The sequence below is a fragment of the Yoonia sp. MH D7 genome (assembly GCF_054439475.1).
In genome coordinates, this window is the sequence record NZ_JBTJCF010000001.1 from 1026437 (window position 1) to 1049571 (window position 23135).

Annotated in this window: 17 protein-coding genes, 1 tRNA gene, 2 pseudogenes and 1 other annotated feature; of the genes and pseudogenes, 14 read left to right on the forward strand and 6 right to left on the reverse strand. The window is 53.3% G+C overall.

Going from position 1 to position 23135, the window contains the following annotated elements; translation table 11 throughout:
* From ACXLHR_RS05040 to ACXLHR_RS05050, 3 genes are all read left to right on the forward strand, one after another.
* Positions 1-942, forward strand: coding sequence for a 3-hydroxyacyl-CoA dehydrogenase family protein (locus ACXLHR_RS05040; RefSeq protein WP_458790441.1), 942 nt, complete (start codon positions 1-3; stop codon positions 940-942).
* A 196-nt stretch (positions 943-1138) separates the two neighbouring features.
* On the forward strand, positions 1139-1501 hold the full coding sequence (locus ACXLHR_RS05045; RefSeq protein WP_458790442.1) for a hypothetical protein: 363 nt from the start codon (positions 1139-1141) through the stop codon (positions 1499-1501).
* Between the two features lie 330 nt (positions 1502-1831).
* Positions 1832-2964 (forward strand): IS3 family transposase gene (locus tag ACXLHR_RS05050; RefSeq protein WP_458790443.1). Its coding sequence is split into 2 segments (ribosomal slippage): positions 1832-2084 and positions 2084-2964, totalling 1134 coding nucleotides; the frame shifts between segments, so codons are not numbered across the junction.
* 46 nt (positions 2965-3010) lie between these two features.
* On the opposite strand, the gene ACXLHR_RS05055 is transcribed toward ACXLHR_RS05050, so the two are convergent.
* The 3 genes from ACXLHR_RS05055 to ACXLHR_RS05065 form a co-directional block, all read right to left on the reverse strand.
* A complete protein-coding gene (locus tag ACXLHR_RS05055; protein WP_458790444.1) occupies positions 3011-4213 on the reverse strand; it encodes a PKD domain-containing protein in 1203 nt (400 codons plus the stop codon).
* 1031 nt (positions 4214-5244) lie between these two features.
* Positions 5245-5319 (reverse strand) — tRNA-Asn (locus tag ACXLHR_RS05060).
* Positions 5320-5385: 66 nt separating this feature from the next.
* Complete coding sequence (locus ACXLHR_RS05065; RefSeq protein WP_458790445.1) at positions 5386-6291, reverse strand: MBL fold metallo-hydrolase; 906 nt, start codon at positions 6289-6291, stop codon at positions 5386-5388.
* Positions 6292-6338: 47 nt separating this feature from the next.
* Here ACXLHR_RS05065 and ACXLHR_RS05070 point away from each other — a divergent pair, with 47 nt between their 5' ends.
* The 6 genes from ACXLHR_RS05070 to ACXLHR_RS05095 all read left to right on the forward strand — a co-directional run bounded on the left by ACXLHR_RS05070 (position 6339) and on the right by ACXLHR_RS05095 (position 14661).
* The gene (locus ACXLHR_RS05070; RefSeq protein WP_458790446.1) at positions 6339-7658 is read left to right on the forward strand and encodes an ATP-binding protein; all 1320 of its coding nucleotides are present in this window, start codon (positions 6339-6341) and stop codon (positions 7656-7658) included.
* Positions 7659-8112: 454 nt separating this feature from the next.
* Positions 8113-9423 carry a YbfB/YjiJ family MFS transporter gene (locus ACXLHR_RS05075; protein ID WP_458790447.1) on the forward strand — a complete coding sequence of 437 codons (1311 nt, stop codon included), beginning with the start codon at positions 8113-8115 and terminating at the stop codon, positions 9421-9423.
* Between the two features lie 235 nt (positions 9424-9658).
* On the forward strand, positions 9659-10921 hold the full coding sequence (locus tag ACXLHR_RS05080; RefSeq protein WP_458790448.1) for an imelysin family protein: 1263 nt from the start codon (positions 9659-9661) through the stop codon (positions 10919-10921).
* 98 nt (positions 10922-11019) lie between these two features.
* A complete protein-coding gene (locus ACXLHR_RS05085; protein WP_458790449.1) occupies positions 11020-12606 on the forward strand; it encodes a di-heme oxidoreductase family protein in 1587 nt (528 codons plus the stop codon).
* A complete protein-coding gene (locus tag ACXLHR_RS05090; RefSeq protein WP_458790450.1) occupies positions 12603-13586 on the forward strand; it encodes an imelysin family protein in 984 nt (327 codons plus the stop codon). Before ACXLHR_RS05085 ends, ACXLHR_RS05090 begins: the two co-directional genes overlap by 4 nt.
* Positions 13555-14661, forward strand: coding sequence for a DUF1513 domain-containing protein (locus ACXLHR_RS05095; protein ID WP_458790451.1), 1107 nt, complete (start codon positions 13555-13557; stop codon positions 14659-14661). The genes ACXLHR_RS05090 and ACXLHR_RS05095 overlap by 32 nt, the downstream gene beginning before the upstream one ends.
* A 608-nt stretch (positions 14662-15269) precedes the next feature.
* On the opposite strand, the pseudogene ACXLHR_RS05100 reads toward ACXLHR_RS05095, so the two are convergent.
* Together ACXLHR_RS05100 and ACXLHR_RS05105 are read right to left on the reverse strand one after the other, a co-directional pair.
* A pseudogene (locus ACXLHR_RS05100) lies at positions 15270-16451 on the reverse strand (IS3 family transposase).
* Positions 16109-16224 (reverse strand) — a sequence feature (AL1L pseudoknot). Its footprint overlaps the pseudogene before it by 116 nt.
* A 381-nt stretch (positions 16452-16832) precedes the next feature.
* Positions 16833-17462, reverse strand: a complete 630-nt coding sequence (locus ACXLHR_RS05105) for a TetR/AcrR family transcriptional regulator (protein WP_458790452.1) — start codon at positions 17460-17462, stop codon at positions 16833-16835.
* 212 nt (positions 17463-17674) lie between these two features.
* Between ACXLHR_RS05105 and ACXLHR_RS05110 the strand changes: the two genes are divergently transcribed.
* Genes ACXLHR_RS05110 through ACXLHR_RS05130 form a run of 5 tightly spaced genes read left to right on the forward strand, consistent with a single transcriptional unit; the run spans position 17675 to position 22614 of the window.
* The gene (locus ACXLHR_RS05110; RefSeq protein WP_458790453.1) at positions 17675-18676 is read left to right on the forward strand and encodes an isopenicillin N synthase family dioxygenase; all 1002 of its coding nucleotides are present in this window, start codon (positions 17675-17677) and stop codon (positions 18674-18676) included.
* A 47-nt stretch (positions 18677-18723) separates the two neighbouring features.
* The gene (locus tag ACXLHR_RS05115) at positions 18724-19578 is read left to right on the forward strand and encodes an ABC transporter substrate-binding protein (RefSeq protein ID WP_458790454.1); all 855 of its coding nucleotides are present in this window, start codon (positions 18724-18726) and stop codon (positions 19576-19578) included.
* Positions 19579-19634: 56 nt separating this feature from the next.
* Positions 19635-20573 carry an amino acid ABC transporter permease gene (locus tag ACXLHR_RS05120; RefSeq protein ID WP_458790455.1) on the forward strand — a complete coding sequence of 313 codons (939 nt, stop codon included), beginning with the start codon at positions 19635-19637 and terminating at the stop codon, positions 20571-20573.
* Complete coding sequence (locus ACXLHR_RS05125) at positions 20566-21372, forward strand: amino acid ABC transporter ATP-binding protein (RefSeq protein WP_458790456.1); 807 nt, start codon at positions 20566-20568, stop codon at positions 21370-21372. Before ACXLHR_RS05120 ends, ACXLHR_RS05125 begins: the two co-directional genes overlap by 8 nt.
* 51 nt (positions 21373-21423) lie before the next feature.
* Positions 21424-22614 carry a trans-sulfuration enzyme family protein gene (locus tag ACXLHR_RS05130; protein ID WP_458790457.1) on the forward strand — a complete coding sequence of 397 codons (1191 nt, stop codon included), beginning with the start codon at positions 21424-21426 and terminating at the stop codon, positions 22612-22614.
* A 326-nt stretch (positions 22615-22940) separates the two neighbouring features.
* On the opposite strand, the pseudogene ACXLHR_RS05135 reads toward ACXLHR_RS05130, so the two are convergent.
* A pseudogene (locus ACXLHR_RS05135) lies at positions 22941-23127 on the reverse strand (IS3 family transposase); the annotation flags it as partial.
* Positions 23128-23135 lie beyond the last annotated feature (8 nt).

A 23135-nucleotide genomic window follows, 5' to 3' on the forward strand; every position in this document is an offset into this window, starting at 1 on the left:
ATGATTTATCCAAATATTGCGATCTTGGGTGCAGGCACAATCGGAATGAGCTGGGCCGCTCTATTTGCGGCGACTGGGCGAAACGTTACCGTGTATGATCCGTCTCCCGAGACCAAATACCGAGTACTGGCGTTCATGGAAAATGCCGCAGAAACAATTGCAGCCCTTGGCTGGGAGCATGCAGGCGACATCACGAAACTGAGTTTTACAGATGACCCTATAGCAGCTGTTTCTGATGCGGATTTCATTCAAGAAAGTGTTCCTGAGCGTTTGGATGTCAAACACCAACTTTATGCTCAGATCGAGCCGCATCTAAAGAGCGATGTAGTAATCGGTAGCTCAACCTCTGGCCTGAAACTTTCTGAAATGCAGGCGGGGTTCGAAAACCCTGGACGCTTTATTCTGGCGCACCCATTCAATCCACCACATCTTATTCCGCTCGTGGAGCTTATGGAAAACGAACTGACTGATGCTGGCGTTTTACAGGCAGCGAGCGATTTCTACGAAAGCATCGGCAAAGTATGTGTGCGCCTGAATAAAGAGGTTCCAGGACATATCGCAAACCGTTTGCAGGCGGCAATCTGGCGCGAAACCATTCACCTAGTTATGGAGGGCGTTGCAAGTGTGGAAGACATCGACAAGGCAGTCGCCTTTGGCCCAGGATTGCGATGGGCGGCGATGGGGCCAAATACACTACTGCATCTAGGCGGTGGAGAAGGCGGCATTCGTGCGTTCTGCAAACATTTGGGCGGCCCGTTTGAAAGCTGGTGGGAAGATCTTGGTCAGCCTCGGATTACCCCTGAAGTTGTCGATGCGCTGGAGGCGGGGGTCCGTGCGGCCGTTGAAAATACCTCCATGTCGGATTTGGCAAAAAAGCGAGATGAATTGGTGCTTCAATATGTATTGGCAGCGACCAGTCACCAATCAAACATCGCCAAGTGAATTGAAAGAGTATTTGTAAAATATGCGATCAACGCGAAAGTTGCTGCAGAACATGTCCATGATGTAACCGCAACCTTCACCCATTGATAGAAGTGGATGTTGGAGAACAGTGGAAGTCAGGGAAAAGGATGCAATCTGTTGGCCTAGGTAACGCCGATTCAAATATCAGCACTAATTCTAAAGGCTGAAGTGATCAATGATTGCAAGAACGCTGAAGCGACGCCCTTCAGAAAACAACGGATATGGTAAGGCCGATCTTGGCATGGTCGCGACGCATATCGGTCAACTTTTGCGACCTGATGGCATGTTTGAAGAAAAGGACACACTACGCGGTTTGATTGATCGTATCGTCCTGCAGCCTAGCGAACCTAACGGCAAACTGGTTTTCTCCCGCTTACGTTTCTCTGATCAACAGAGCGCTAAACCGGACTTACGACCCCATAATACGTTGGAGATCAACGCGCCGACATCGCCGAGCGTGACCGAGGGGAGAGCGGTAAGTGCCAGCATAGCAAAGGGCAAGGAATTTCCCCGCCCTTCATTTTTCTGTGTTGATTGATTAGGCTGGTTTTGCCGATCTTTAGATTTTCATTTCAAGACCAAGGTTCAGTCCCCAGGTCTCATAGTCATCTGTTCCAATGCCATCGTAGGTAGCACCGGCACTCAATGTCGTCCCATTGTTTAACATGTAAGCTGTGCCAAGATGAATTCGTCCACGGCGGCCATCAAACTCGGGTGTAACCGTTCTGGCAAAACCATCGCCGTCTGCTGCAGACCAGATGCCCGCTATACCTCCTGTCAAGGTCAGGCGGCCACTGGCAACAGAGGTGGTCGCGGATTTTCGGACCAGTTGTTAAGGTGGATCGCATGACGAAAGAAGTGATCCCAAATGACAAAACGAAAGAACCATTCGCCCGATTTCAAAGCCAAGGTTGCGCTTGAAGCAATCCGCGAGGAGATGTCGATGGCGGAACTGTCCAAAAAATATGGCGTTCATCCGACCCAGATAGGGACTTGGAAACGGGCGGCGATAGAGAATATGGCGACGGCATTTACGCGCAAAGGTTCAGCGCCCGATGGGGTAAGTGCCGTTGACGTCGACAAGCTGCATTCCAAGATAGGTCAGCTTGTTGTGGAGCGATATTTTTTGGCGGATGCCTCGCAGCAGTTGCTCGGGATGCGAGGCAAAAAATGGTGAGCCGAGATCATAAGTTAAGCATGCGTAAACAGTGCGAACTATTGCAGTTGTCGCGTTCGCGGCTTTACTACCAGCCCGTCGGCGAGAGCGCTGAGAACCTGCGGTTCATGGAAATCATCGACAAACAGTTCCTGGAAACGCCTTGGTATGGATCGCGTCAGATGGCCCGGTACATGAAGCGCAACAATCACCAATGTGGCCGCCACCGGATCCGGCGCTTGATGCGGCTTATGCGTCTGGTTCCGATCTATCAGGAGCCCAACACAAGTAAAAAGCATCCGCATCACAAGATCTGGCCTTACTTGCTGAGGAATGCGGCAATTGACCGCCCAAATCAGGTTTGGTGCGCAGATATTACCTACATACCGATGCGACGCGGCTTCCTGTATCTCGTGGCGATCATGGATTGGCACAGCCGCAAAGTGCTTTCGTGGCGGCTGTCCAACAGTATGGATGCAGACTTTTGCGTCGAGGCTTTGAAAGAGGCGCTCGCCAAGCACGGCACGCCGGAAATCTTCAACACCGATCAGGGCAGCCAATTTACCAGCGGCGCTTGGATCGACGTGCTGGTCGACGCAGACATCAAGATCAGCATGGACGGAAAAGGCGCATGGCGCGACAATCGCATGATCGAAAGGCTCTGGCGATCGTTGAAGTATGAATGCGTCTATTTGAATGCCTTTGAGACAGGCTCGGAAATGCGGGCTGGGATCGGCAAATGGCTGACGTATTACAACTCTGAGCGCCCGCATTCAACTCACGGCATATTGACCCCAGATGAGGCCTATGTCAGCAAAACAGAACCAATGAGATTAGCAGCCTAAATAAAACCCAGATCCACCTTAACAAGGATGTAAACTGGTCTAAAATCTAGGACCACCTCTCGCCGTAACTTAGTTCGCCTGCGACTTTCATACTCAACAAATTACGATCGGTCTCGAAGTTCTGCTCAGCGACGCCGTCAATGCTAACGGAGTTATCCGTTTTGCCAAACAAGTAGCGTCCTTCGAAATAGAGCGGTTGGTCAGGCGATTTGGCGACAAAGTAAGGTCCGACAAGGTAGCCATTTCCTTCTGTTATGCTATCGCTGTTCTTCTGAGACAGTCGGTCGAATTGTAACATTACACCCGCGATTGCATCAGGCGACAGATTAACGTGGGCACCAGCAACTCCGAAGAAGTAATTGTTTTTGTGATCTCCGCTGTTCGTCCAGCTCCCTTGGATACGCGCCCAAACAGGCTGATTGCGAGCGGTGGCGAAATCGAATGTACCGTTGGCTTGGGTGGCCTGTGCGTTGAACGCATTAGCAACATTGCCGGACAGCAGACCAATAAGGTCGGGTTGGGCGGCAATTACCAAGCTTGCACGGTTTTGCATATAGGTGGCGATTTCTGTCTGTATTCGCGCGACAGATGGAACCGCAACAAAGCTCTGAGACAGGATGCCAGAGGCATTTCCAGCAGCATCGACAATAACAATGCCAACGTTGCCGGTAGGTTGTGATGGACCTGACGTGACAGAATAGGTCCCACTGGATGATATCGCCACAGCGCCAATTGTTCCGTCAGGGAAAGTAACACTCGTCGTCGCGCCAGATTCTACATCTGTACCGGAAACGGTGATAGACCCATCAAAATTAGTCGTGATTGATGTGTTTGCAGCTGTTGGCGCATCTGGAGGTGTCGTGTCAGATGGGGCTGTGACAGTGATGGTTACGGCATCGGCTGATGATGCCTCAATGCCATCATTCACGACCAGCGAGAAGGTCAGTGCCTCATCTGCATCACCCACGGCCAGCGTTGGTGCGGTGAATGTCGGGCTTTGTGCAGTTGCATCCGAGAGGGTGACAGAAGTGCCACCGGTCTGGGTCCAAGCGTAGGTCAGTGTTTGCCCCGCATCGTTTGCGTTTGACGCGGCACCGCCTAGCGTGACGGTCGCGGCAGAGGCTGCGTTGGCATCCGTTCCGGCGTTGGCGGTGGGTGCCGTGTTTAATGAGCCAGGCCCAACATTGTATTCGTGTACCCCTGCGAACAAGCCGCCCGCCGCGACCAAGAGCGTGAATTTGAAACCCATGTATGTGTCTGTTGAAAATGCGCCGTCCGCCCCGTTTTGTGAGAAGTACTTTATATTTGTCTCCGGGGTATTGAGGCACCACGCTAGAAGAGCGGGAAAGATCGTGTTGACCTCATGCTTTGGTAGGCCATTATCGTAGGATGTCTCGTCCACATGAAAATAATTGAATCCGTTAAACACTTTGACGAAGGCGTTACCGGCCGGTGTCACCTGGCGATTCACGGTGCACGACCTTACTCCAAAAGGTCCCGATGCGGACATGGTGTCTGCGGCCGTGAACGCGGACGTGGCAGGCGCCGACGCACTTAATGCGGCTGCGCCTATGCTAACAGTGTATAGGGCCCGTTTGATCCAGTTTGAATTTGGCATCGCGGCCTCCGGTTACCCTGCCCAACCATCAGGCGGTATATGTTGTTATTGCTGCGTCGACTTGCGCACGCGGCACACCTTTGCGCGCACGCAAATATTGCGCATAAATCTGATGCAATTTGCATCCGGTGATTCCGGACCGTTGTCGCAGAACATTGGTTAATTTTTCAGCGTCTGCAGAAGTTATGTTACATAATCAATGTTTGAAAGCGGCAAAACTACGCTTTTTATAAAATAAACGAGTTAATATTAGGTTTCAATTTAGCTTTCTGATGCCTTTATGCGCAGGGTGGCTTGGTAAATGTCTGGAATGGGCCGAACGGTCCGAATCAACTTTGTTCAACATCCGAAGGATAAGATTGTTGGGTCGTATTTCAAACGACATAGCTTCAAATCAGATTCCGAGTTATTTTCGCCAATTTTTCCAAAATTCAAAATCATCTAAGCATTTAAATTTAGTGGATAGACGGTGCCCCACACGGACTCGAGCCGCGGACCTATCTGATTGCATAAATGCATAATAATTTTTTATACATATCTGTTGCTGGACTGCAGCGCATAGCACTCTAAGCATGTTGCTTTCGCTATGCTTTCCGTACAGTTTGAAGTGCAGAGGCACACTTCAATTTGAGTGACTATGCCATTTAACTCAAAGAGTAAAATGGCTCCGACGGTAGGGGTCGAACCTACGACCAATTGATTAACAGTCAACTGCTCTACCACTGAGCTACGTCGGAACATGGGGGCGATATAGCAATGGTGTTCAGGGGCGTCTAGAGGTTTTTTGCAATTTTTTGCTTTTCTTACAAAAGTTTAAAAATTGCATGCTGTGAGAGGTCTGGATTTGCCGCGACGTGCCGCCTTTGATGCAGGTCGACAAGATGCGCAAAGACGTTGCGTTCTGCTGCTGGCAATAGTGCCATAGGTACGTCGGTATAGATGTCACGGGTCAGCGTTTGCACTGTTGCCGGCTGATCGCCCAGCGCGGCAAGAATCTGCGCCTCGCGGGATTTCCGGTGGGCGATCAGCCATGTAAGCCGCGCCTTGGGGACATTGATCGGCGCACCGTGACCTGCATAGTAAATCCGTGCGGGGATTTGTTGTAGTTTTTCACAAGATAGCATGAAATCCGTCAGGTCGCCGTCGGGCGGCGAGACCAGCGAACTGGCCCAGCCCATCACATGATCACCGGTGAATATTGCATCATCCCAGATCAGTGAAAGGTGATTCCCGATGTGGCCGGGTGTGTGCAGGGCGGTGAGCGTCCATTCGTCTGTCCCGATTGTCTGCCGGTCACTCAGTATTATATCAGGTATGAACGACATATCGATTCCTTCACCTCCGCCTGACAAACCTTGCTTTGCAAGAAGATCCATCACCGCACTGCGCCCTTCAAGGTGGGTGCCAAACGCGTAAACAGGCGCGGAAACTTGCTCAGACAGACGCGCCGCCAGTGGTGAATGATCAAGGTGGTTATGGGTCACAATGATATGGCTGACCGTCGCACTACCAATCGCGCGCAACAGTGCGTTAAGGTGCGCCTCGCTGTCTGGCCCGGGGTCAATGACCGCAATTCGGGTCTTACCCAAGAGATAGGTATTGGTCCCCAGATATGTCATTGGCGACGGATTCGGTGCCAAAACCATCCGTAACCCGTCTTCTAAATCGTAGGCATGCCCGACAATCGGCGAAAAATCGGTGTCTGTCATCGTGATCGCATCTTTCCCATTGGTGCGCGCCGCAGTATCCTGCCGCCATGTTCTGGCAATGGCTCAAAAATTATATGCCGCGTGGCCTGTATGGACGCGCAGCACTCATCCTCATCCTGCCCGTTTTGACGTTGCAGCTGCTTGTCTCTGTGGTGTTTATCCAGCGCCACTTTGAGGGTGTGACCCGCGCGATGACAAGGGCCGTCAGCATCGAGCTGCGATATTTGCGCGATACAGTGAATGCGGCCCCAGATATGAGTGCGGCGCAAATGGCGCTACTGAATGTCGCTACGCCCTTGGAATTCAAGACCACTCTGCCCGCGACAGGCATACCGCGCACAGACATTCGTAACTGGAACGACCTGACGGGCAAAGCCGCGATCGCCAACCTGCGTAACAGCATCCCCGAAATTCTCGCAGTATCTTTGGAAGATCGCAAAGTCGTGCAGCTTTGGATCGACACGTCTTTTGGCCCCGCGCTGCTGACATTCGGGCGTGGGCGGGTATCGGCGTCGAACCCGCACCAGTTGTTGGTGATTATGGTGGTGATGGGGGCGATCATGACAACAATTTCTTACTTTTTCCTCCGTAACCAATTGCGGCCGATCAAACGCATGGCCGACGCGGCGGCAGAATACGGCAAGGGCAGGGTGACGCCGTTCACGCCCACCGGGGCCGTTGAGGTGCGTGCGGCTGGCATGGCATTTCTTGATATGCGGAACCGAATTGAACGACAAACCCAAAGCCGGACTTTGATGCTATCGGGGGTTAGCCATGATTTGCGCACACCGCTCACACGTCTACGGCTCGGACTATCGATGCTTGACGGTGAAGATACTGCCCCTTTGCTGCGAGACGTCGACGACATGCAGGACCTGCTTGACGCGTTCTTAAACTTTGCGCGTAACGATGCGGGCGATAACCTTGAATGGTGTATTCCGCGCGAGATTATCTTATCTGTTGTGGCGGATGCCGTGCGCATCGGACATGTGGTGCGTGTGCATGAGATCAGCGGGCTTGACGTGCCCGTCTCTGTGCGCCCGATGGCCGTGCGGCGCGCCCTGGATAATCTGATTTCCAACGCGCTTCGCTATGGTACTTGTGCCGAGATTAGCCTCTCTGTGACCGAACGCGCGGTGCGGCTGACCGTCGAAGACGACGGCCCGGGCATTCCCGCGCAAAGCCGTGAAGCCGCGATGAGCCCTTTTGTGCGACTGGATCCGGCGCGCAATCAGGACAAAGGCACAGGCGTCGGGCTTGGTTTGTCGATCGTTGCCGACATTGCGCGCACGCATGGCGGACTGCTGAGGTTAGGTGACAGTGAACGGTTGGGCGGCCTGAAAGCAGAAATGGTTCTGGCAAAATAGAACCGCGCCATTTTCTGGCGAGAAACACGTTTTGTGCGGGGGGGGTCGGCAGAACTGTAGCGCGGTGTTCTCTTAAAAACCCTTTCGCGATAGTGCAGGGACATTCGCGAATATCATGATCGGCCCCGAATAGAGTTGCTTGGAATGCTGGGACATCAAAATCAACCCGTTACGTGAATTTGGCGCAACGCGCCCCGACCCACTGCCAGATAGCTGGGTCAAATGGATGGCCTTTGTTTTGACAACAGCCGCCAAATTACCCAAAAACTAAAGCCACTAAATCGCTGAACCGACGGTCCATCGCCAAAGAGGCGATACCTGACGGGGGGGTGCGATTTTAGACGCCTATGAAACCGACGTGTTGAGAGGCGAATTCAATTGAGGTGCTACGCGCGCATGGATAGCTTTGAATAGAATCTGCACTTTTGATGTCTCTACGCAAAAGGCTGAAAAGTTGACAACGACACTTGTTGTTTCCCGCACGCTCGGTGTCGTCTGCACTAAACTACTGCTGAAAGAGATCACGATGAACAACTCAAGTGCGAAAATCCCACGCAGGCTTCACTACGCATGGGTTGTGGCCATTATCGGCGGTATCGCGGTGTTTTGTGCGCTTGGTCTGGGCCGGTTTGCATTTGGTATGATGCTGCCATCGATTTCAACGTCACTGGATCTGAATTACTCTCAAAGCGGCATCTTGGGATTCGGAAATCTGGCTGGTTATTTGGTAGCCGTGCCGCTGGTGCCGTCGGTTTTACGTCGGTTTGGTACGCGAACCGTCGTGACATTCGGATTAGGTCTTATGTCTTTGTCGATGTTCGCGATGGCAATGACGCATGGTTTCTTTTGGCTTACGGGTTTTTATTTTCTGACCGGATTGGGAAGTGGCGCTGTGGTTGTGTCGGCGATGAGTGTAACGACAAAGTGGTTTGCCCCATCCCATCGCGGTGTTTCGTCGGGTATGGTGATGGCTGGGCCGGGTTTTGGTATTATTTTAACCGGCTTTGCCGTGCCACGGTTGCAACCGCTGTATACTATGGCAGCGTGGCAAGTGGGATGGTTGATTTTTGGTGTCATCACAGCCTGCGTCGCCGTGCTTGCCGTTTTTTATATTCGCAATCATCCGCGCGATGCGGGGCAGGCGCCCTTTGGGCGTCCAGCGAAAGTTGCCGGCAGCAGCGCAGAGCCCATGACCCGACGCGCCAAGGTCAGATTGCTCGCACATATGGGCCTTATCTACGGCATCTATGGCGCAATTTATATGCTGTACATGACATTTATCGTTACCAGCATGGTGGACACTTATGGCATGACCCAAGCCCAAGCAGGCGGCCTGTGGTCATGGTTCGGGTTTCTTTGCATTTTCTCGGGGATGTTGTTTGGTGGTCTGTCGGACAGGATTGGACGCCGTGCAGGGATGGCCATTGCGTTTGGTATTCTTGCCGTGGCTTTTGGCCTTGTCGGGTTTGGGCAATCAGTGATGGGGCTCTACATTTCGGTGGCCTTGTTTGGTCTCGCAGTCTGGAGCATTCCGGTCATTATGTCCGCTTCGGCAGGTGATTATTTCGGATCGGAAGGCGCAGCGAGCGCGCTGGCAATTTTAACGCTGATGTTTTCCACAGGGCAAGCACTGGGACCTGTCATTTCCGGTATTCTGGCAGAGAACCGCGGTGATTTTTCCCTTAGCTATCGCTTGGCTGCAGTAGCGGCACTTTTTGCTATCGCAATGGTAATAGCACTTCGCCCGCCAAAGGTTATTGATTAAGGGCTTTGAGCCGATCATCAAAACCTATGAACCAAAGTATCCCAAGGTCGTTTAACGAGCGCGATGCCTGAGGTGATTTGTGATGGCATAATTTCATTTTTAGTGTAGCGGGGCAGGCTTTGGAAATTAACTGAGTAAAATAATCAGAATTGACATTGCAGAGTATTTTTGTCAGGTATGTGATCTGATGCCATTCGATGCAAAAATCAAACCATACATCTACTGAGGAAACTTTATGACCCGCACCTTTTTTTCTGCCTTCGCGGCAGGCTCGCTCATCGCGCTCCCTGCTTTTGCTATCGAAAAAACGGATGTTTTGATAAATTATGCTGATATGGCATTGGCAAAATATGAAGACAGCCTGATCTCTGCAAAGGCCCTGCAAGCAGCGATTGACACATTTTTAGCGGATCCTTCTAATGACGCACTTGAAAGCGCGCGCGCGGCGTGGCGCTTGTCTCGCGTGCCATATATGCAAACCGAGGTGTACCGTTTTGGCAACCCGATCGTCGACGACTGGGAAGGGCGCGTGAACGCTTGGCCACTTGATGAAGGGTTGATTGACTATGTTGACGCGACCTATGGCGGGGCCACGGATGAAAACGAATTTGCTGCGTTGAACGTGATTGCAAACCCGACATTTACCCTCTCAGGGCAGGACGTTGATGCGACCAAGATCAATGCCGCACTCTTGTCAGACACGCTGCAAGAGGCCGATGGGGTCGAGGCAAATGTCGCAACTGGCTATCATGCGGTCGAGTTTTTGCTTTGGGGTCAGGACCTTAATGGCACCGGCGCTGGGGCAGGTGCACGACCTTGGACAGATTACGCAATTGGCGATGATTGCACAGGTGGAAACTGTGACAGGCGCGCCGATTATCTGCGCACGGCAACGCAGCTTTTAGTTGACGAGCTTGATTATATGTCTGCGCAATGGGCTGAAGGAGGTGCTGCACGCGCAGCTGTTTTAGCGGAGCCCGCAACAGGTATTTCGATGATGTTAACCGGCATGGGGTCACTTTCTTACGGCGAGCTTGCCGGCCAACGAATGAAGCTTGGCGTGTTGCTTAATGACCCCGAAGAAGAGCACGACTGTTTTTCCGATAACACTCATTACAGCCACTATTTTGACGGCGTTGGCATTCAAAACGTCTACCTTGGCAGCTACACACGCATCGACGGAAGCGTCGTTTCTGGCGCATCTTTGCAAGATTTGATTGCACAAACTGACGCTGACGTTGCCGCCCAACTGGCTGCTGACATTGCCGTATCTGTTGCGGATCTGGATGCAATTGTGACAGCCGCGGAAAATGGCATGGCCTACGACATGATGTTGGCCCGTGACAACGCGCAGGGCGAAGCTTTGATCCTTGGGGCAGTTGATTCACTGGTTGTACAGACCCGCGCGATTGAGCGTGCAGTGACGGTGCTTAACCTTGGAGAAATCGCGCTGGAAGGCTCTGACAGTCTTGATGCGCCTGACGCGGTATTTCAATAAAAGACGTCGCATTGATTGCGGGCGTCGATAGGGTATACCTCTCTCTCTCAGCGTCCGCAAATATGCTACTATCCCAGACCTAAAATACCGAGACTAACATGAAAAACCCAGTGGCATCCTTGTTCTCCCGCCCGGGCGTACTGCTTATCTCTGTGCTTGGCGTCGCGGTATATGCGATCTCGGGCCAAGCGCAAACGGGCGCCGATCTGACGATTACAACGCTTTCGGCTGTTCCGCGCACCGCAGCTGAGGTCGCGCGCGTCGCTTCCGTCACAGCGCTTACGAGTGACTTTACCAAAGCAGAACCTTTTGAGGCTAACGGCGGTGGTGGCACAACGGTGCGTGCGCGTGACAACGCAGATGCGTTCTCGCTGGTCTCGGCCAATGCCAGTTTCGAGCGTGAATTGCAATTCACCCTTGGCAACGGGTTTTTTACGAAGCTCTGGGTTTCGTCACCTTCGTCGACACTGGCATCTGACGGGCTTGGGCCACTGTTCAACGCCCGCGCGTGCCAGTCATGCCACATCAAAGACGGACGGGGTCATCCACCCGAAACCGACACAGATAACGCGGTCTCGATCTTTTTGCGCATCTCGGTCCCTGTTGCGGGCACACAAGATATGTCCGAGATCGAGGCCTATCTGCACAGCATCGATGCAGATACAAAGCGCACCGCACCCCATCCGATTTACGGCGAACAAATGCAGGATACAGGCGTGCTCGGTCATGCCGCTGAATACACGTTTGATGTAGATTACGCCGAGATTTCAGTGCCTCTTTCTGGCGGCGAAACTGCGACCCTGCGCAAACCGACCTACACAGCAGCAAACCTTGGCTATGGCCCGCTGGGGGATGGCGCAATGTTATCGCCGCGCGTCACGCAGCAAATGATCGGGCTTGGACTGCTCGAAGCGATCCCAGCCGCAGATATTCTTGCGCAGGAAGATCCTGACGATGCGGACGGCGATGGCATTTCAGGACGCGCGCAATTTGTCTGGTCCGCTGAAGCAGACCAGATCATGCTAGGACGTTTCGGACACAAAGCAGGCAGGCCGTCGGTGCGCGAACAATCCGCTGCTGCGTTTTTAGGCGATATTGGTATTTCAACGCCGATCTTTCCTGCACCGTCAGGCGATTGCACAATTGCACAAACTAACTGCATGACCGCGCCCAACGGCACAACCGGCGGCGATGAAGCCACCGAGATCGGAACCGAGGGGCTGGATCTTGTGACCTTCTACGCGCGCAACCTCGCCGTACCAGAGCGACGAAACGTGGACGATCCGCAGGTGCTACGTGGCAAGCAAGTGTTTTACCAAACCGGTTGCACGTCTTGCCACACACCTAAATATGTGACCGATAGACTGATCGATCAGCCTGAACAAAGCTTTCAACTGATCTGGCCACACACTGACCTTTTGCTGCATGACATGGGAGAAGGCCTAGCCGATAACCGCCCCGAAGGACTCGCCAATGGCCGCGAATGGCGCACACCGCCGCTTTGGGGGATCGGCATGACCGAAACTGTTAGCGGGCACACTTATTTCTTGCATGATGGACGTGCGCGGTCATTACTAGAGGCAGTTTTGTGGCATGGTGGTGAGGCGCAGAACGCACGTGACACATTTGTTGACATGCCTGCCGAAGACAGAGCCGCCCTCATTACATACCTGGAAAGCCTATGAAATATATCTTGCCTTTCATCTTGGCACTGACCGCGTCTACCGCGACCGCCGACGTCACGCGCGCCGTGGATACATATATCTTGCCTGGCTATACCGCCTTTGCGCAAAAAGCTGATGCATTGCATGAGGCGGCGCTTACCGGCTGCACAATTGCGATAGTGCAGCCCGCATGGAACGACGTCTTTGATGCGTGGCTAGACATCAGTCACCTGCGGTTTGGTCCCGTCGAGAAAGAGGGCCGCGCAGTCGTTATCGCCTTTTGGCCAGACGAGCGGGGTGCGGGTGTGCGCAGCTTGGCAGGCCTAATTGCAGATCAGGATCAGGTGATCGCATCGCCACAAGGCACGGCACAAATTTCTGCAGCGGCACGTGGGATTTATGCGCTTGAATACCTTTTGTATGATCCGCAATTCGCAGACACAGGCGACTATGGATGCGCCTTGACCCGAGCTCTGACCGCAGATCTTGCGCTACTGGCTACACAGGTGTTGAAGGATTGGAACGACGGTTACGGTGACGTATTGCGCACCGCAGGGGATCCCGGCAATCAAACCTACCTGACTGAGCGCGAAGGTATACAAGCTCTGTTCACAGCTCTTCTTGCAGGTATAGAATTTGACGTTGAAAAACGACTTGGCAGACCATTGGGCACGTTTGAAAGGCCGCGCCCAAATCGCGCCGAAAGCTGGCGGTCAGGGCGCAGCCAGGACAACCTGACCCTCTCGTTGAAGGGCCTGAAATCGCTGAAAGATGCGCTCTCTGACGCGCCAACGCCGGTCTCTGATGCGGCTTTTGCCAAGGCGTTCGTCCTGCTTGACCAACTGGAAGATCCAATTCTGGCAGGCGTCGCCGACCCGCAAGGTAGGTTCAAAGTTGAAATCGTCCAGCAATCCTTGCAGGCGATCGGCGATGCTGTCGAGGTTGAACTGAGCGATCTGCTCGGCGTTGATGCGGGCTTTAATTCTGCCGACGGCGATTGATATGGCTACGCGGCGCGGGTTCATCGCATCCCTGATCGTCTCAGCCACATTGCCCGGAGTGACGTGGGCAGATGTGGGCGGGCCTGACTACCTTGCAGCTGCAAAAGAACCTGACGGCAGTTTTGCGTTGGTTGGTTTAACCGCGCAGGGCGTTCAGACATTCAACATCCCTCTACCCGCACGGGGCCATGCAGGGGCAGCGCACCCAATCAAGCCCGAAGCCATAGCCTTTGCACGCAGACCCGGCACATTTGCAGTGGTGATCGACTGTTACTCGGGGCGTGTCATGCATAATCTTGCGGCGCCCTCGGGGCTGCACTTTAGCGGACACGGCACCTATAGTGCAGACGGCCAGACGCTTTATACCAGCGAGGTCGAAAACGCGGGCGGTGCGGGGCGTATCGGCGTTTGGGATACGGTCAATCATTATACCCGCAAGCATAGTTTTGCCTCTGGCGGCATAGGCCCGCACGAAATCTTGCGGATACCTGACAGTGAAACGCTCGCAATCGCCAATGGCGGCATTATAGTCGCCCTAGACGATGATCGCAGCAAGCTTAACCTTGACACAATGGCCCCGAACCTCAGTTATTTAACGCCCGATGGTACAGTTTTGGAACAGGTGGCATTGCCCGAGACATTGCATCAGAATTCTATCCGCCATTTAGCTGCAGCACCTGACGGCACCGTGGCTTTTGCGATGCAATGGGAGGGCGACAGTGCAGCCTTGCCGCCACTTTTAGGATTGCACAAACAGGGCGAGGGGGCACGCCTTACCGCATTGCCCGACCATCTAGCATATCGGCTAAAGAACTATGCCGCGAGCGTCGCCTTTGATGGGCAGGGCAACCGCGTGGCGATGACCTGCCCTAAGGGAGGCGTCATGGTGCATTTCGACCGCAACGCCCGCGACCCAGTCTTTATTGAGCGCCGCGATATTTCCGGACTAAGCAGTGCCAATAGCGGGTTTGTCACAACTGATGGTATGGGCGGCTTGCTGCACGCACAAGGAGATCAGCTGACACCACTTTCAATGCACAAACGGAATTGGGACAACCATCTCGTGAAAATTTGAGGCTAGAAAACAGGAGTTGTCACATATGTTTGAAAGTCAGTTTTATGCTGCTAGACCAAACAATGCAGACAACAAAGCGATGCCCTCAAATTCACATTATTATCAAGAAGATTACACGTTCACCCATTCCAAGGGCTTTTTTGTTGAATCCTGCGCATTTCCTTGCTTTGCAGGAGGGACAGACAGGTCGATGGGTATGCCACGCTAATGATCCCGCGGAGTGCACGCAGACCGCTAAGCCCAGCTTTCGTCTGCGCGATGAGTGAGCCGAAGAATACCACGACGGTGGCGGGCTGCGTTTGATGCTGCGTGTCGAGCGGTCCAGAAGTCGTCGCTGGGTGTAGAGTATCGTCATCTCGGGAGGCGGAAGGCGTTGGCCTAGGCAAGCCCACAGTTGGGACGTTAGTATTCGGGGGAAAGCGGCGCTAGATAACGCGCGTACTGGGCAAGCCGGTAGCGAACCAATTGCCGTTCGCCACAAGGGCCTCACTTCTATAACCTTACTGCCGCGACCGAGCACGCCACTGCAGCTAAGTCCTCGAATCCCGTACTGCAAATACCACAAGCAATGAACCGCTCCTCGTTTGCCGGAGGCTGATTACTTCGTCTCACGCGACCATATCTAACGCATTGAATTGTGCACAGTACCTCTCTTCTGCTTCTGCTGGCGGGATGTATCCGATGGGCTCAAGTAGGCGACGGTTGTTAAACCAATCGACCCATTTGAGAGTTTCCCACGCGACCGATGCCATGGTTTTCTATGGACCCAGCGGGTGGATGACCTCGGCTTTGTAGAGGCCGTTTATGGATTCGGCCGAGGCGTCGTTATCATAATAGTCACCGACGCTGCCAACAGGGGGTTCGATGCCCGCGAGGGCCAGCCTCTCAGTATCGCGAATGGACAGATATTGCCCGCCGCAGTCGGAGTGATGAATGAGGCCACCTTTGTGAACAGGGCGGCGATCATGCAGCGCTTGTTCCAGCGCATCGATAACAAAATCCGTTTTGGGCGAATCGGAGGCACGCCAGCCCACGATTTTGTCCGCGAAGGCACCAATAATGAAGGCGACAGACACGAAGCCCTGCCGCCCTCTCACACATGCTATTCATGTGCTGCCGGGCAGTGGTCGAGACGTAAGTGAAATCGCTCACCCAAAGCATGTTTGACGCAGGCGCTCGGAACTTGCGGTTCACCTTGTCTTTTGAGCATGGCTGGCTCTTGTCCTGCACTGTCGTTTTCTTTGCCCTTCCACGAATAACGCCATGGATATCAAGGCGTTTCATCAGCCTCGCCATAGTGCACAGGGCGATCGTGAACTTTTCACGCTGCATTTGATACCACACCTTTCGTATGCCGTAGACTTCATTGTTCTCTTCCCAAACACGTTTAATCTCAGGGCTCAGATCCGCATTCCGTTTGGCACGATCCGAGGCCAGATCAGGGCTTAGGGCGATTGGCAAAACCTTGCAAATCGGCTCGACACCCGGGTCATTGCGGTGCTCTTCTATGAAAGCGATCATCGTTTGAACGGGCGGGCGAGCTCCGCCTGTGCAAGATACGCTGTGGCCTTGCGGAGAACCTCATTTGCCTGACGTAGTTCTCGCGTCTCGCGTTCCATCGCCTTAATCTGGGCGCGCTCATCGGAGGTCTGCCCGTCTTTGCCGCCGTTATCGATATCCGATTATTTAACCCAACGCCGCAGCGTATCCCTGCCACATCCGACCTTTGGCGTAATGGCCATGATCGCTTCAGATTGATTAGCATACTCGTGTTCATGTTCCAAAACCATCCGAACCGCACATGCGTGCACACCAGTCGAAAATCTGTTGGTTCTGTTACTTTTTCACATAGGCTCCATCCGTACTTACTTTGGCGCCTCCGGCAAACTGGGGGAGGTCCACAGTGAACTGAAGTCCTCGGTCCATCGATATAGATTTTATACATGGTGAAGCATGCGCAGCCGTTGTTTTCTTATAAAAGTTCCAGACAACCCATCCTGTGAGACGTTTTCCTCGAGGCCCTATCGTTCTTACTTACGCACCTTGGTTATTGTTATGCTCATCCTTATTGCTTGGAAATGACTGACTTTGGTTTTGTTGTGATTCCTGATATCGGCATTGAATGGTGCTTCTGCCTCACGAGGAGCAAAGCACGGTAGCCCGCGCCGGACTTATCGCTTCTTCAGGTTAGGGTCTTCGACGAGCGGCCCCAATAGAACTGAGCCAAACAGTGGCTGATAGTGTTCGCGGACGCTTCGGAGTTCTTTGAACGACAGAGCGTATTGGCCAATTTGGTGGAAATACGTGATGCGGGCGCGGACGATGCTTTCGTCTTCGTTATATCCCATTTTCCGGAACGCTTTGGTTAAAAGATCCATCCGCAAACTGTCATTCAGTTTTACCTCACGGGCCAGCGCCGAGGAGGTGCGCGACCAGTCTCGGGTGGCCAGGTCGAGCGCCGGGCTGAACGGGTCTTCGTCTACCCAAGTGTGGACAATATCGGTGAACATTTGCAGGCCGGTCTCGTGGGGCTTCTCGTCCAGATCCTCGAAGGGGCGGCAATTTGCCCGCCGCCATTCGTTCAACAGTTCCTCGTGCAGGTCGCTCAGACTGGCGAAGTGAAAGTAGAAACTGCCCCGGGTGACGTGAAGTTTGCGGGCAAGATGCTCAATCTTGACCTCTGCAATACCACGCTTTTCTAAGGTGCGCCGCGCCGCCGACACCCAAGCTTCCCGCGATAGATTTTTACGCGGGGGCTTCGGTGCTTTAACAGGTTCAGTGGGCTTACCAGGATTACTCACGTGTTACAGGCCTTTGTTATCGCAATTGTTTCTTGTCTTGAGGCCGATGGAATTAGGTTAAGTATCAGCCGTCTTATCCCTTGATAGGCGCTTTAGTCCTGCGTCGCGAGCATTTTGTTTCGACAAAGGTGTTGATGTTTTTTGGACGCAGGGCATACAATACAGTATTGTATGTTAGTGGCGGATTCGCAAGATCGGTGAGGGGGCAGAAAATGACGACCAGAGGTGATTTCGACGCGATACCCAAGCTCGATGTAGGTGCACTATACGGCACGGACGGCGCGGCTTTGGTGAAGACGGCAGCGGAGTTGCGGACCCATCTGGAAACAACCGGGTTTCTATATGTGGTTGGTCATCCCATTGCGACCGAACAGATCGAAGCCGTCCGTGAGTTAAGCAAACGGTTTTTTGCGTTGCCCGACGGCGAAAAACGCAAACTGCAAATCGACAAGAACTTTCGCGGTTATCTGCCGTTTGCGGCATCAACAATCGTTATGTCGTCAGTTGAGACGGTCAAAAAACCCAACCAGAGTGAATCTTTGTTCTTTCTTCATGAGGTTGCCGAAGACGACCCGCGTGCATTGGCCGGAAAGCCATTGCAGGGACCAAACCAATGGCCCGACGAGGACGTTTTGCCCGAATTTCGCGCGATAATTGAAGGTTACGTGCGGGCGATGACCGTCTTGGGGCAAAAGCTGGTGAGTACAATTGCGGTCTCTTTGGGGATGCCGGTCGATGCGTTGGACCGATATTTCGATGATCCAACAACGTTTTTGCGTTTGCTGCATTATCCGCCGCAAGCCGCAGAAAAGGATTTGTTCGGATCGGCGCCGCATACAGATTACGGATTTATCACGTTGCTGGCACAGGACGACGTCGGTGGGCTGGAAGTAATGAATAAACACGGCGAGTGGGTCGCTGCGCCGCCGGTGCCGGGTGCCTTCGTAATGAACGTGGGTGACATTCTGGCGCGTTGGTCAAATGATCGGTTTGTCTCCACACCGCACCGCGTCATCAATAGTTCCGGTCGCGAGCGGTATTCGCAGCCTTTCTTTTTTGACCCCTCGATGGATGAAAACATCGACGTTCTGCCTGTCTGTGTCGGCGCGGACGGTCAGAAGAAATACGAGCCGGTCTTTTATGGTGACTACCTTATGGAACGCATCGATAAAAATTATCACTACCGTAAGAAAAAGGCGGCTGAACAGGTCTGAGACCTGTGTCGTCAAATGCAAAGAAGTCATCACAATTGGAGGTAACAATGACTAAGTCAATCAAGGCGATTACGCCTATCGCGGCCGCGCTTATTGCGCTGGCTGGCAGCAATGCCATTGCACAAGACATCCCCCTTTCCCCCGAAGTTGCGGACAGCGGTGTTCTGACCATCGCAAATACGCTTGACTATGCGCCGTTCGAATATCTTGACGAAAACGGTGCCCCAACAGGGATCATTGTTGAATTGGCACAGGCCGCCGCAGCGACCATGGGAGTCGAGCTTGACCTGCAGCGTACGCCGTTTCCCTCGATTATTCCTGGGCTCGCAGCAAACCGTTTCAGCATAGCTTGGGAAACCTTCTCGGCGACGCCAGAGCGGTTGGAGCAAGTTGATTTCGTTATGTTCCTGAAGGCAGGGGTTGCTGCGTCGACCTTGCCGGAAAACGTAGAAAACTTTGCCGGCGACTACCCACTATGTGGCAAGGCGGTTGGCGTTGCGCCAGGCAGCCTTGCGGATTTTCTGACCGAGAAACTGGATGTCGAATGCGCGGAAAACGGGCTGGAGCCAGTCAAAAGATCGGTCTTCAACAACTCCACCGATATCGTGCAAGCGGTGCTGTCGGGTCGTATTGACGCCCGTCTGGACGACGCCACGTCCTCCACTTTCTTCGAGTTAGAGACTGGTAAGCTTGTGGTACTTCCAGCCCTTTACGAAGTGTCCCCCCTCGGCATGGCCATCGCGAAAGATGATTCCGAGACTGCGGAGATGATGCGCGCCGCGTTGGCTGCGACGTTTGAGGACGGTACATATATGGCGGTTCTCGAAAAGTACGGCATGGGCCCATACGCCATCGAAGCGCCTTACGTTGTTGGCTCGATGGACGACCTGCGCGACAATTAAAATCTTCGGGCGTCTGGGTGACCGGACGTCCAAAACGGAATAAGAGGCACAAACTGATGGATCATCCAGACGGACAGGGCGGCGGTACCCCCCTGAATATCGCTTCGCTGAAGGTGGTTGCGCAAAAGCAATACGGGCTGTGGATCGGTACCGCTGCGGTGTTGGTTATATTGTTCGTCATCGTGCGCGCTTTTGCGATCAATCCAGCCTTTCAATGGGATGTGGTGCGGAAGTATTTATTCCACCCGTCGATCCTTGACGGGCTTTATACTACTCTGTTGCTTACTCTAGTAATCATGGTGGCAGCAGTTATTCTGGGTACCATCATTGCGATCATGCGTGTTTCGCGCAGTGCTATACTCAATGGCTTCGCCGGCGCTTACGTCTGGTTCTTTCGCGGTGTTCCGGCCCTGATCCAACTGATATTCTGGTTCAACCTATCGGTGCTGGTGAGTGACATTACTTTGACATTACCGTTCGTGGGAGAAGTGTTCTCGATCCGCACCAACGATTTCATGACGCCGTTCTTTTCCGCAGTCGTGGCGTTGGCGCTGTGTGAAGCGGGCTATATGGCGGAGATCATTCGCGCTGGCATAAAATCAGTGCCAAGCGGGCAGGGCGAAGCGGCGACCGCTTTGGGAATGCCCTACAGCAAGATTCTCAAGCAGATCACACTGCCCCAGGCCATGCGCTTTATCGTGCCGCCGACGGGGAATGAATCGATCAATCTATTGAAGATGACTTCACTGGTGACCTTTATCGCAGTGGATGATCTGTTCTACTCAGCGCAGAGCATTTATGCCCGTACATTCGAGACGATACCGTTATTGATCGTGGTCTCGGCTTGGTATCTGGCAGTGGTCAGCATCATGTCTGTGGGTCAATTCTTTATAGAGAGATACTTCGGCCGCAGCGAAAAACAATTGGATGTTCTGTTCGACGTCTGGATGCGCGCCGTCTTCCATCGCAAGAAACGGAGCGACGCTGATGTCTGATGCCACCTTAACGAACCGTGAACGGTTCAACGTGCCCGAAAATTCGATGATATTTGCGCGCGGTGTCCGCAAAAGTTTCGGTGCAAACGAGGTTCTTAAAGGTGTTGATATCAATGTCGCTGAAGGCTCGGTGACCTGTATTATCGGCCCGTCAGGTTCGGGCAAGAGTACCTTTCTGCGCTGCATGAACCATCTGGAAAAGCTGAACGGCGGGGTTATCCTGATCGACGGAGATTTTGTGGGGTATGATTTAATAGGGGATCGACTTTACGAGCTGAAAGATCGCTTGATCTGCCAGCGGCGGGCTGAAATTGGCATGCTGTTTCAGTCGTTCAATCTGTTTTCACATATGACCGTGATGGGAAACCTGATCGAAGCACCAATCCGCGTGCGCAAGACACCGAAAGCAGAGGCGCAAAGTCTTGCGCTTGAATTGCTGGAACGGGTTGGACTGTCGGACAAGGTGAACGCCTATCCCCGTGAATTATCCGGCGGCCAACAGCAACGTGTCGCCATCGCCCGCGCTCTGGCGATGCAGCCCAAAGCGCTGCTATTTGACGAGCCGACGTCGGCGCTTGATCCCGAACTGGTGGGAGAAGTGCTGGCCGTTATGCGGGATCTGGCGGAAAGCGGGATGACTATGGTCGTCGTCACGCATGAAATCGCCTTTGCGCGCGAAATTGGCGATCAGCTCATATTCATGGACGACGGAATGGTCATCGAACAGGGCGACCCGAAAGAGGTCATCACCAACCCGAAGTCCCCCCGCACAAAGCAATTCTTATCCCGCGTGCTGTAGCGCACTCCAAATTTCTGACGGCTTCTAAGCCGCAATCCAAAGGTAATTAAAATGACAAAAGATGACCTCGATTTCAACAGCCTTGCAGTGTTCTACGAGCCCGAAGAGCATTCGCAGTCGATCAACTACCCGCTCTATATGTCGGCGAATTTCGAATATGGCGGAGATACCTATGACCGGATCGTCGACGGTGCGCGCAAAGATGTAAATATCTATTCGCGCTGCGGTAATCCGACGGAATACAAGTTTGAAAATCATGTTGCGCGTTTGGCAGGTGGCACCAGCTGTTTGGCGACGGCTTCGGGCATGGCGGCGATTTCCCATGCACTGTTTGGCGTGATGAAAGCGGGCGATCACATCATCGCGGATCTGACGACTTATTCCAGCACGCATGAATTCTTTGACCACCGCGCGTGTGATTTCGGACTTGATGTAACGCTGGTCGATTGCACCGACGTAGACCGTGTGCGCGCTGCGATCCGGCCGGAAACGAAAGTGCTGTACTTCGAATCTATTGCAAACCCGACGATGAAAGTCCCTCCGATGGAGGCGCTGGTCGCGCTGGCTCATGAGCACGGGATCGTTGTCATCTGCGACAACACTTTTGCCTCGCCAGCGATCTGCCGTCCGCACAATTTCGGCGTTGATGTAGTGGTCGAAAGCGCGACAAAATTTATCGGCGGTCACAACGACGCAGTGGGTGGAGTCATTACCCTTAAATCCGACATTTTGCCCACCGATTGGCTGGAAGACGTGCGTTGGAACACCTTGAACAAGCTGGGCGCGCCAATTTCTCCGTTCAATGCATGGCTGTTGCTTCGCGGGGCACAGACTCTTGGCTTACGGGCGGAACGGATGTGCGCAAGTGCGGCAAAGATTGCCAATTGGTTGCAGGGCCACGATCAGGTGGAGCGGGTTTTCTATCCGGGGCTGGAAAGCCACGGCACCTATCTGGCGGCAAAAAAGCAGTTGCGAGATGGTGGTTCGATGTTGTCGTTCAAAGTGGAAAGCGAGGAGATGGGCGTGCGGGTGTTGAAGAACCTGAAGCTCTGTGCCTTTGCCGCAAGTCTCGGTGGGGTCCGCACCACGACGCAGGTGCCAGGAACAATGGCGTTTTTGGATATTCCGCAGCAAGAACGGGTTGCCATGGGAATCGAACCCGGCCTGATCCGCGTCTCTGTCGGGATCGAACATGTCGACGATATCATCGCGGACCTAGAACAAGCTATTGCCGCAGCGTGACGGAGTAACAAAGTAAAGTCTGCAAAGCGTGATGACGTCACGATAGGCCCTGAAATCCATCAACGGCGTGCCGTCACTAAACCGCTTGAGGAGGCGATTCATAAGTGTGCGTACCTCCAGTCAATCTTGGCTGGAGGCGAACGGCCCAAAGGAGAAGTGTAACTTCCACAGACTATGCTGCCGAGCGGTTGGTTAAACCGGACGTTCACTATAGCAAATAAGGTCCGGAAGGAAGGCAAGTCATCTAAAAGAAAAAACGGTTGTTGCTACTATTCGGATGGTTCGAATTGGAGCTATCGCGTTTTCGTGCCGCTCCAAGTGCTCGGTTAAATTACCATCCGCTCGAAAAAAGCGACAGGGTTTTTGCAGCTCAGTGTTAGTGACGGCCTCGCGGATTGTAGAAGCCATTGATGTATTCGAAGATGGCATCTCAGCCTTTCTGCGGGTTTCCCATGTATCGCGCCAGATCAATTCCGCTTTGATGGTTTTGAAGAACGTCTCAACAGCCGCATTGAAGCTCC

What these genes read in the sequence shown, in the direction of transcription:
- ACXLHR_RS05120 (WP_458790455.1), top strand. Translation starts at nt 19,635, where the DNA reads ATGGATCATCCAGACGGACAGGGCGGCGGTACCCCCCTGAATATCGCT.
- ACXLHR_RS05065 (WP_458790445.1), bottom strand. Translation starts at nt 6,291, where the DNA reads ATGACAGACACCGATTTTTCGCCGATTGTCGGGCATGCCTACGATTTA.
- ACXLHR_RS05095 (WP_458790451.1), top strand. Translation starts at nt 13,555, where the DNA reads ATGCGGGCTTTAATTCTGCCGACGGCGATTGATATGGCTACGCGGCGC.
- ACXLHR_RS05125 (WP_458790456.1), top strand. Translation starts at nt 20,566, where the DNA reads ATGTCTGATGCCACCTTAACGAACCGTGAACGGTTCAACGTGCCCGAA.
- ACXLHR_RS05115 (WP_458790454.1), top strand. Translation starts at nt 18,724, where the DNA reads ATGACTAAGTCAATCAAGGCGATTACGCCTATCGCGGCCGCGCTTATT.
- ACXLHR_RS05080 (WP_458790448.1), top strand. Translation starts at nt 9,659, where the DNA reads ATGACCCGCACCTTTTTTTCTGCCTTCGCGGCAGGCTCGCTCATCGCG.
- ACXLHR_RS05085 (WP_458790449.1), top strand. Translation starts at nt 11,020, where the DNA reads ATGAAAAACCCAGTGGCATCCTTGTTCTCCCGCCCGGGCGTACTGCTT.
- ACXLHR_RS05045 (WP_458790442.1), top strand. Translation starts at nt 1,139, where the DNA reads ATGATTGCAAGAACGCTGAAGCGACGCCCTTCAGAAAACAACGGATAT.
- ACXLHR_RS05090 (WP_458790450.1), top strand. Translation starts at nt 12,603, where the DNA reads ATGAAATATATCTTGCCTTTCATCTTGGCACTGACCGCGTCTACCGCG.
- ACXLHR_RS05070 (WP_458790446.1), top strand. Translation starts at nt 6,339, where the DNA reads ATGTTCTGGCAATGGCTCAAAAATTATATGCCGCGTGGCCTGTATGGA.
- ACXLHR_RS05130 (WP_458790457.1), top strand. Translation starts at nt 21,424, where the DNA reads ATGACAAAAGATGACCTCGATTTCAACAGCCTTGCAGTGTTCTACGAG.
- ACXLHR_RS05110 (WP_458790453.1), top strand. Translation starts at nt 17,675, where the DNA reads ATGACGACCAGAGGTGATTTCGACGCGATACCCAAGCTCGATGTAGGT.
- ACXLHR_RS05055 (WP_458790444.1), bottom strand. Translation starts at nt 4,213, where the DNA reads ATGGGTTTCAAATTCACGCTCTTGGTCGCGGCGGGCGGCTTGTTCGCA.
- ACXLHR_RS05040 (WP_458790441.1), top strand. Translation starts at nt 1, where the DNA reads ATGATTTATCCAAATATTGCGATCTTGGGTGCAGGCACAATCGGAATG.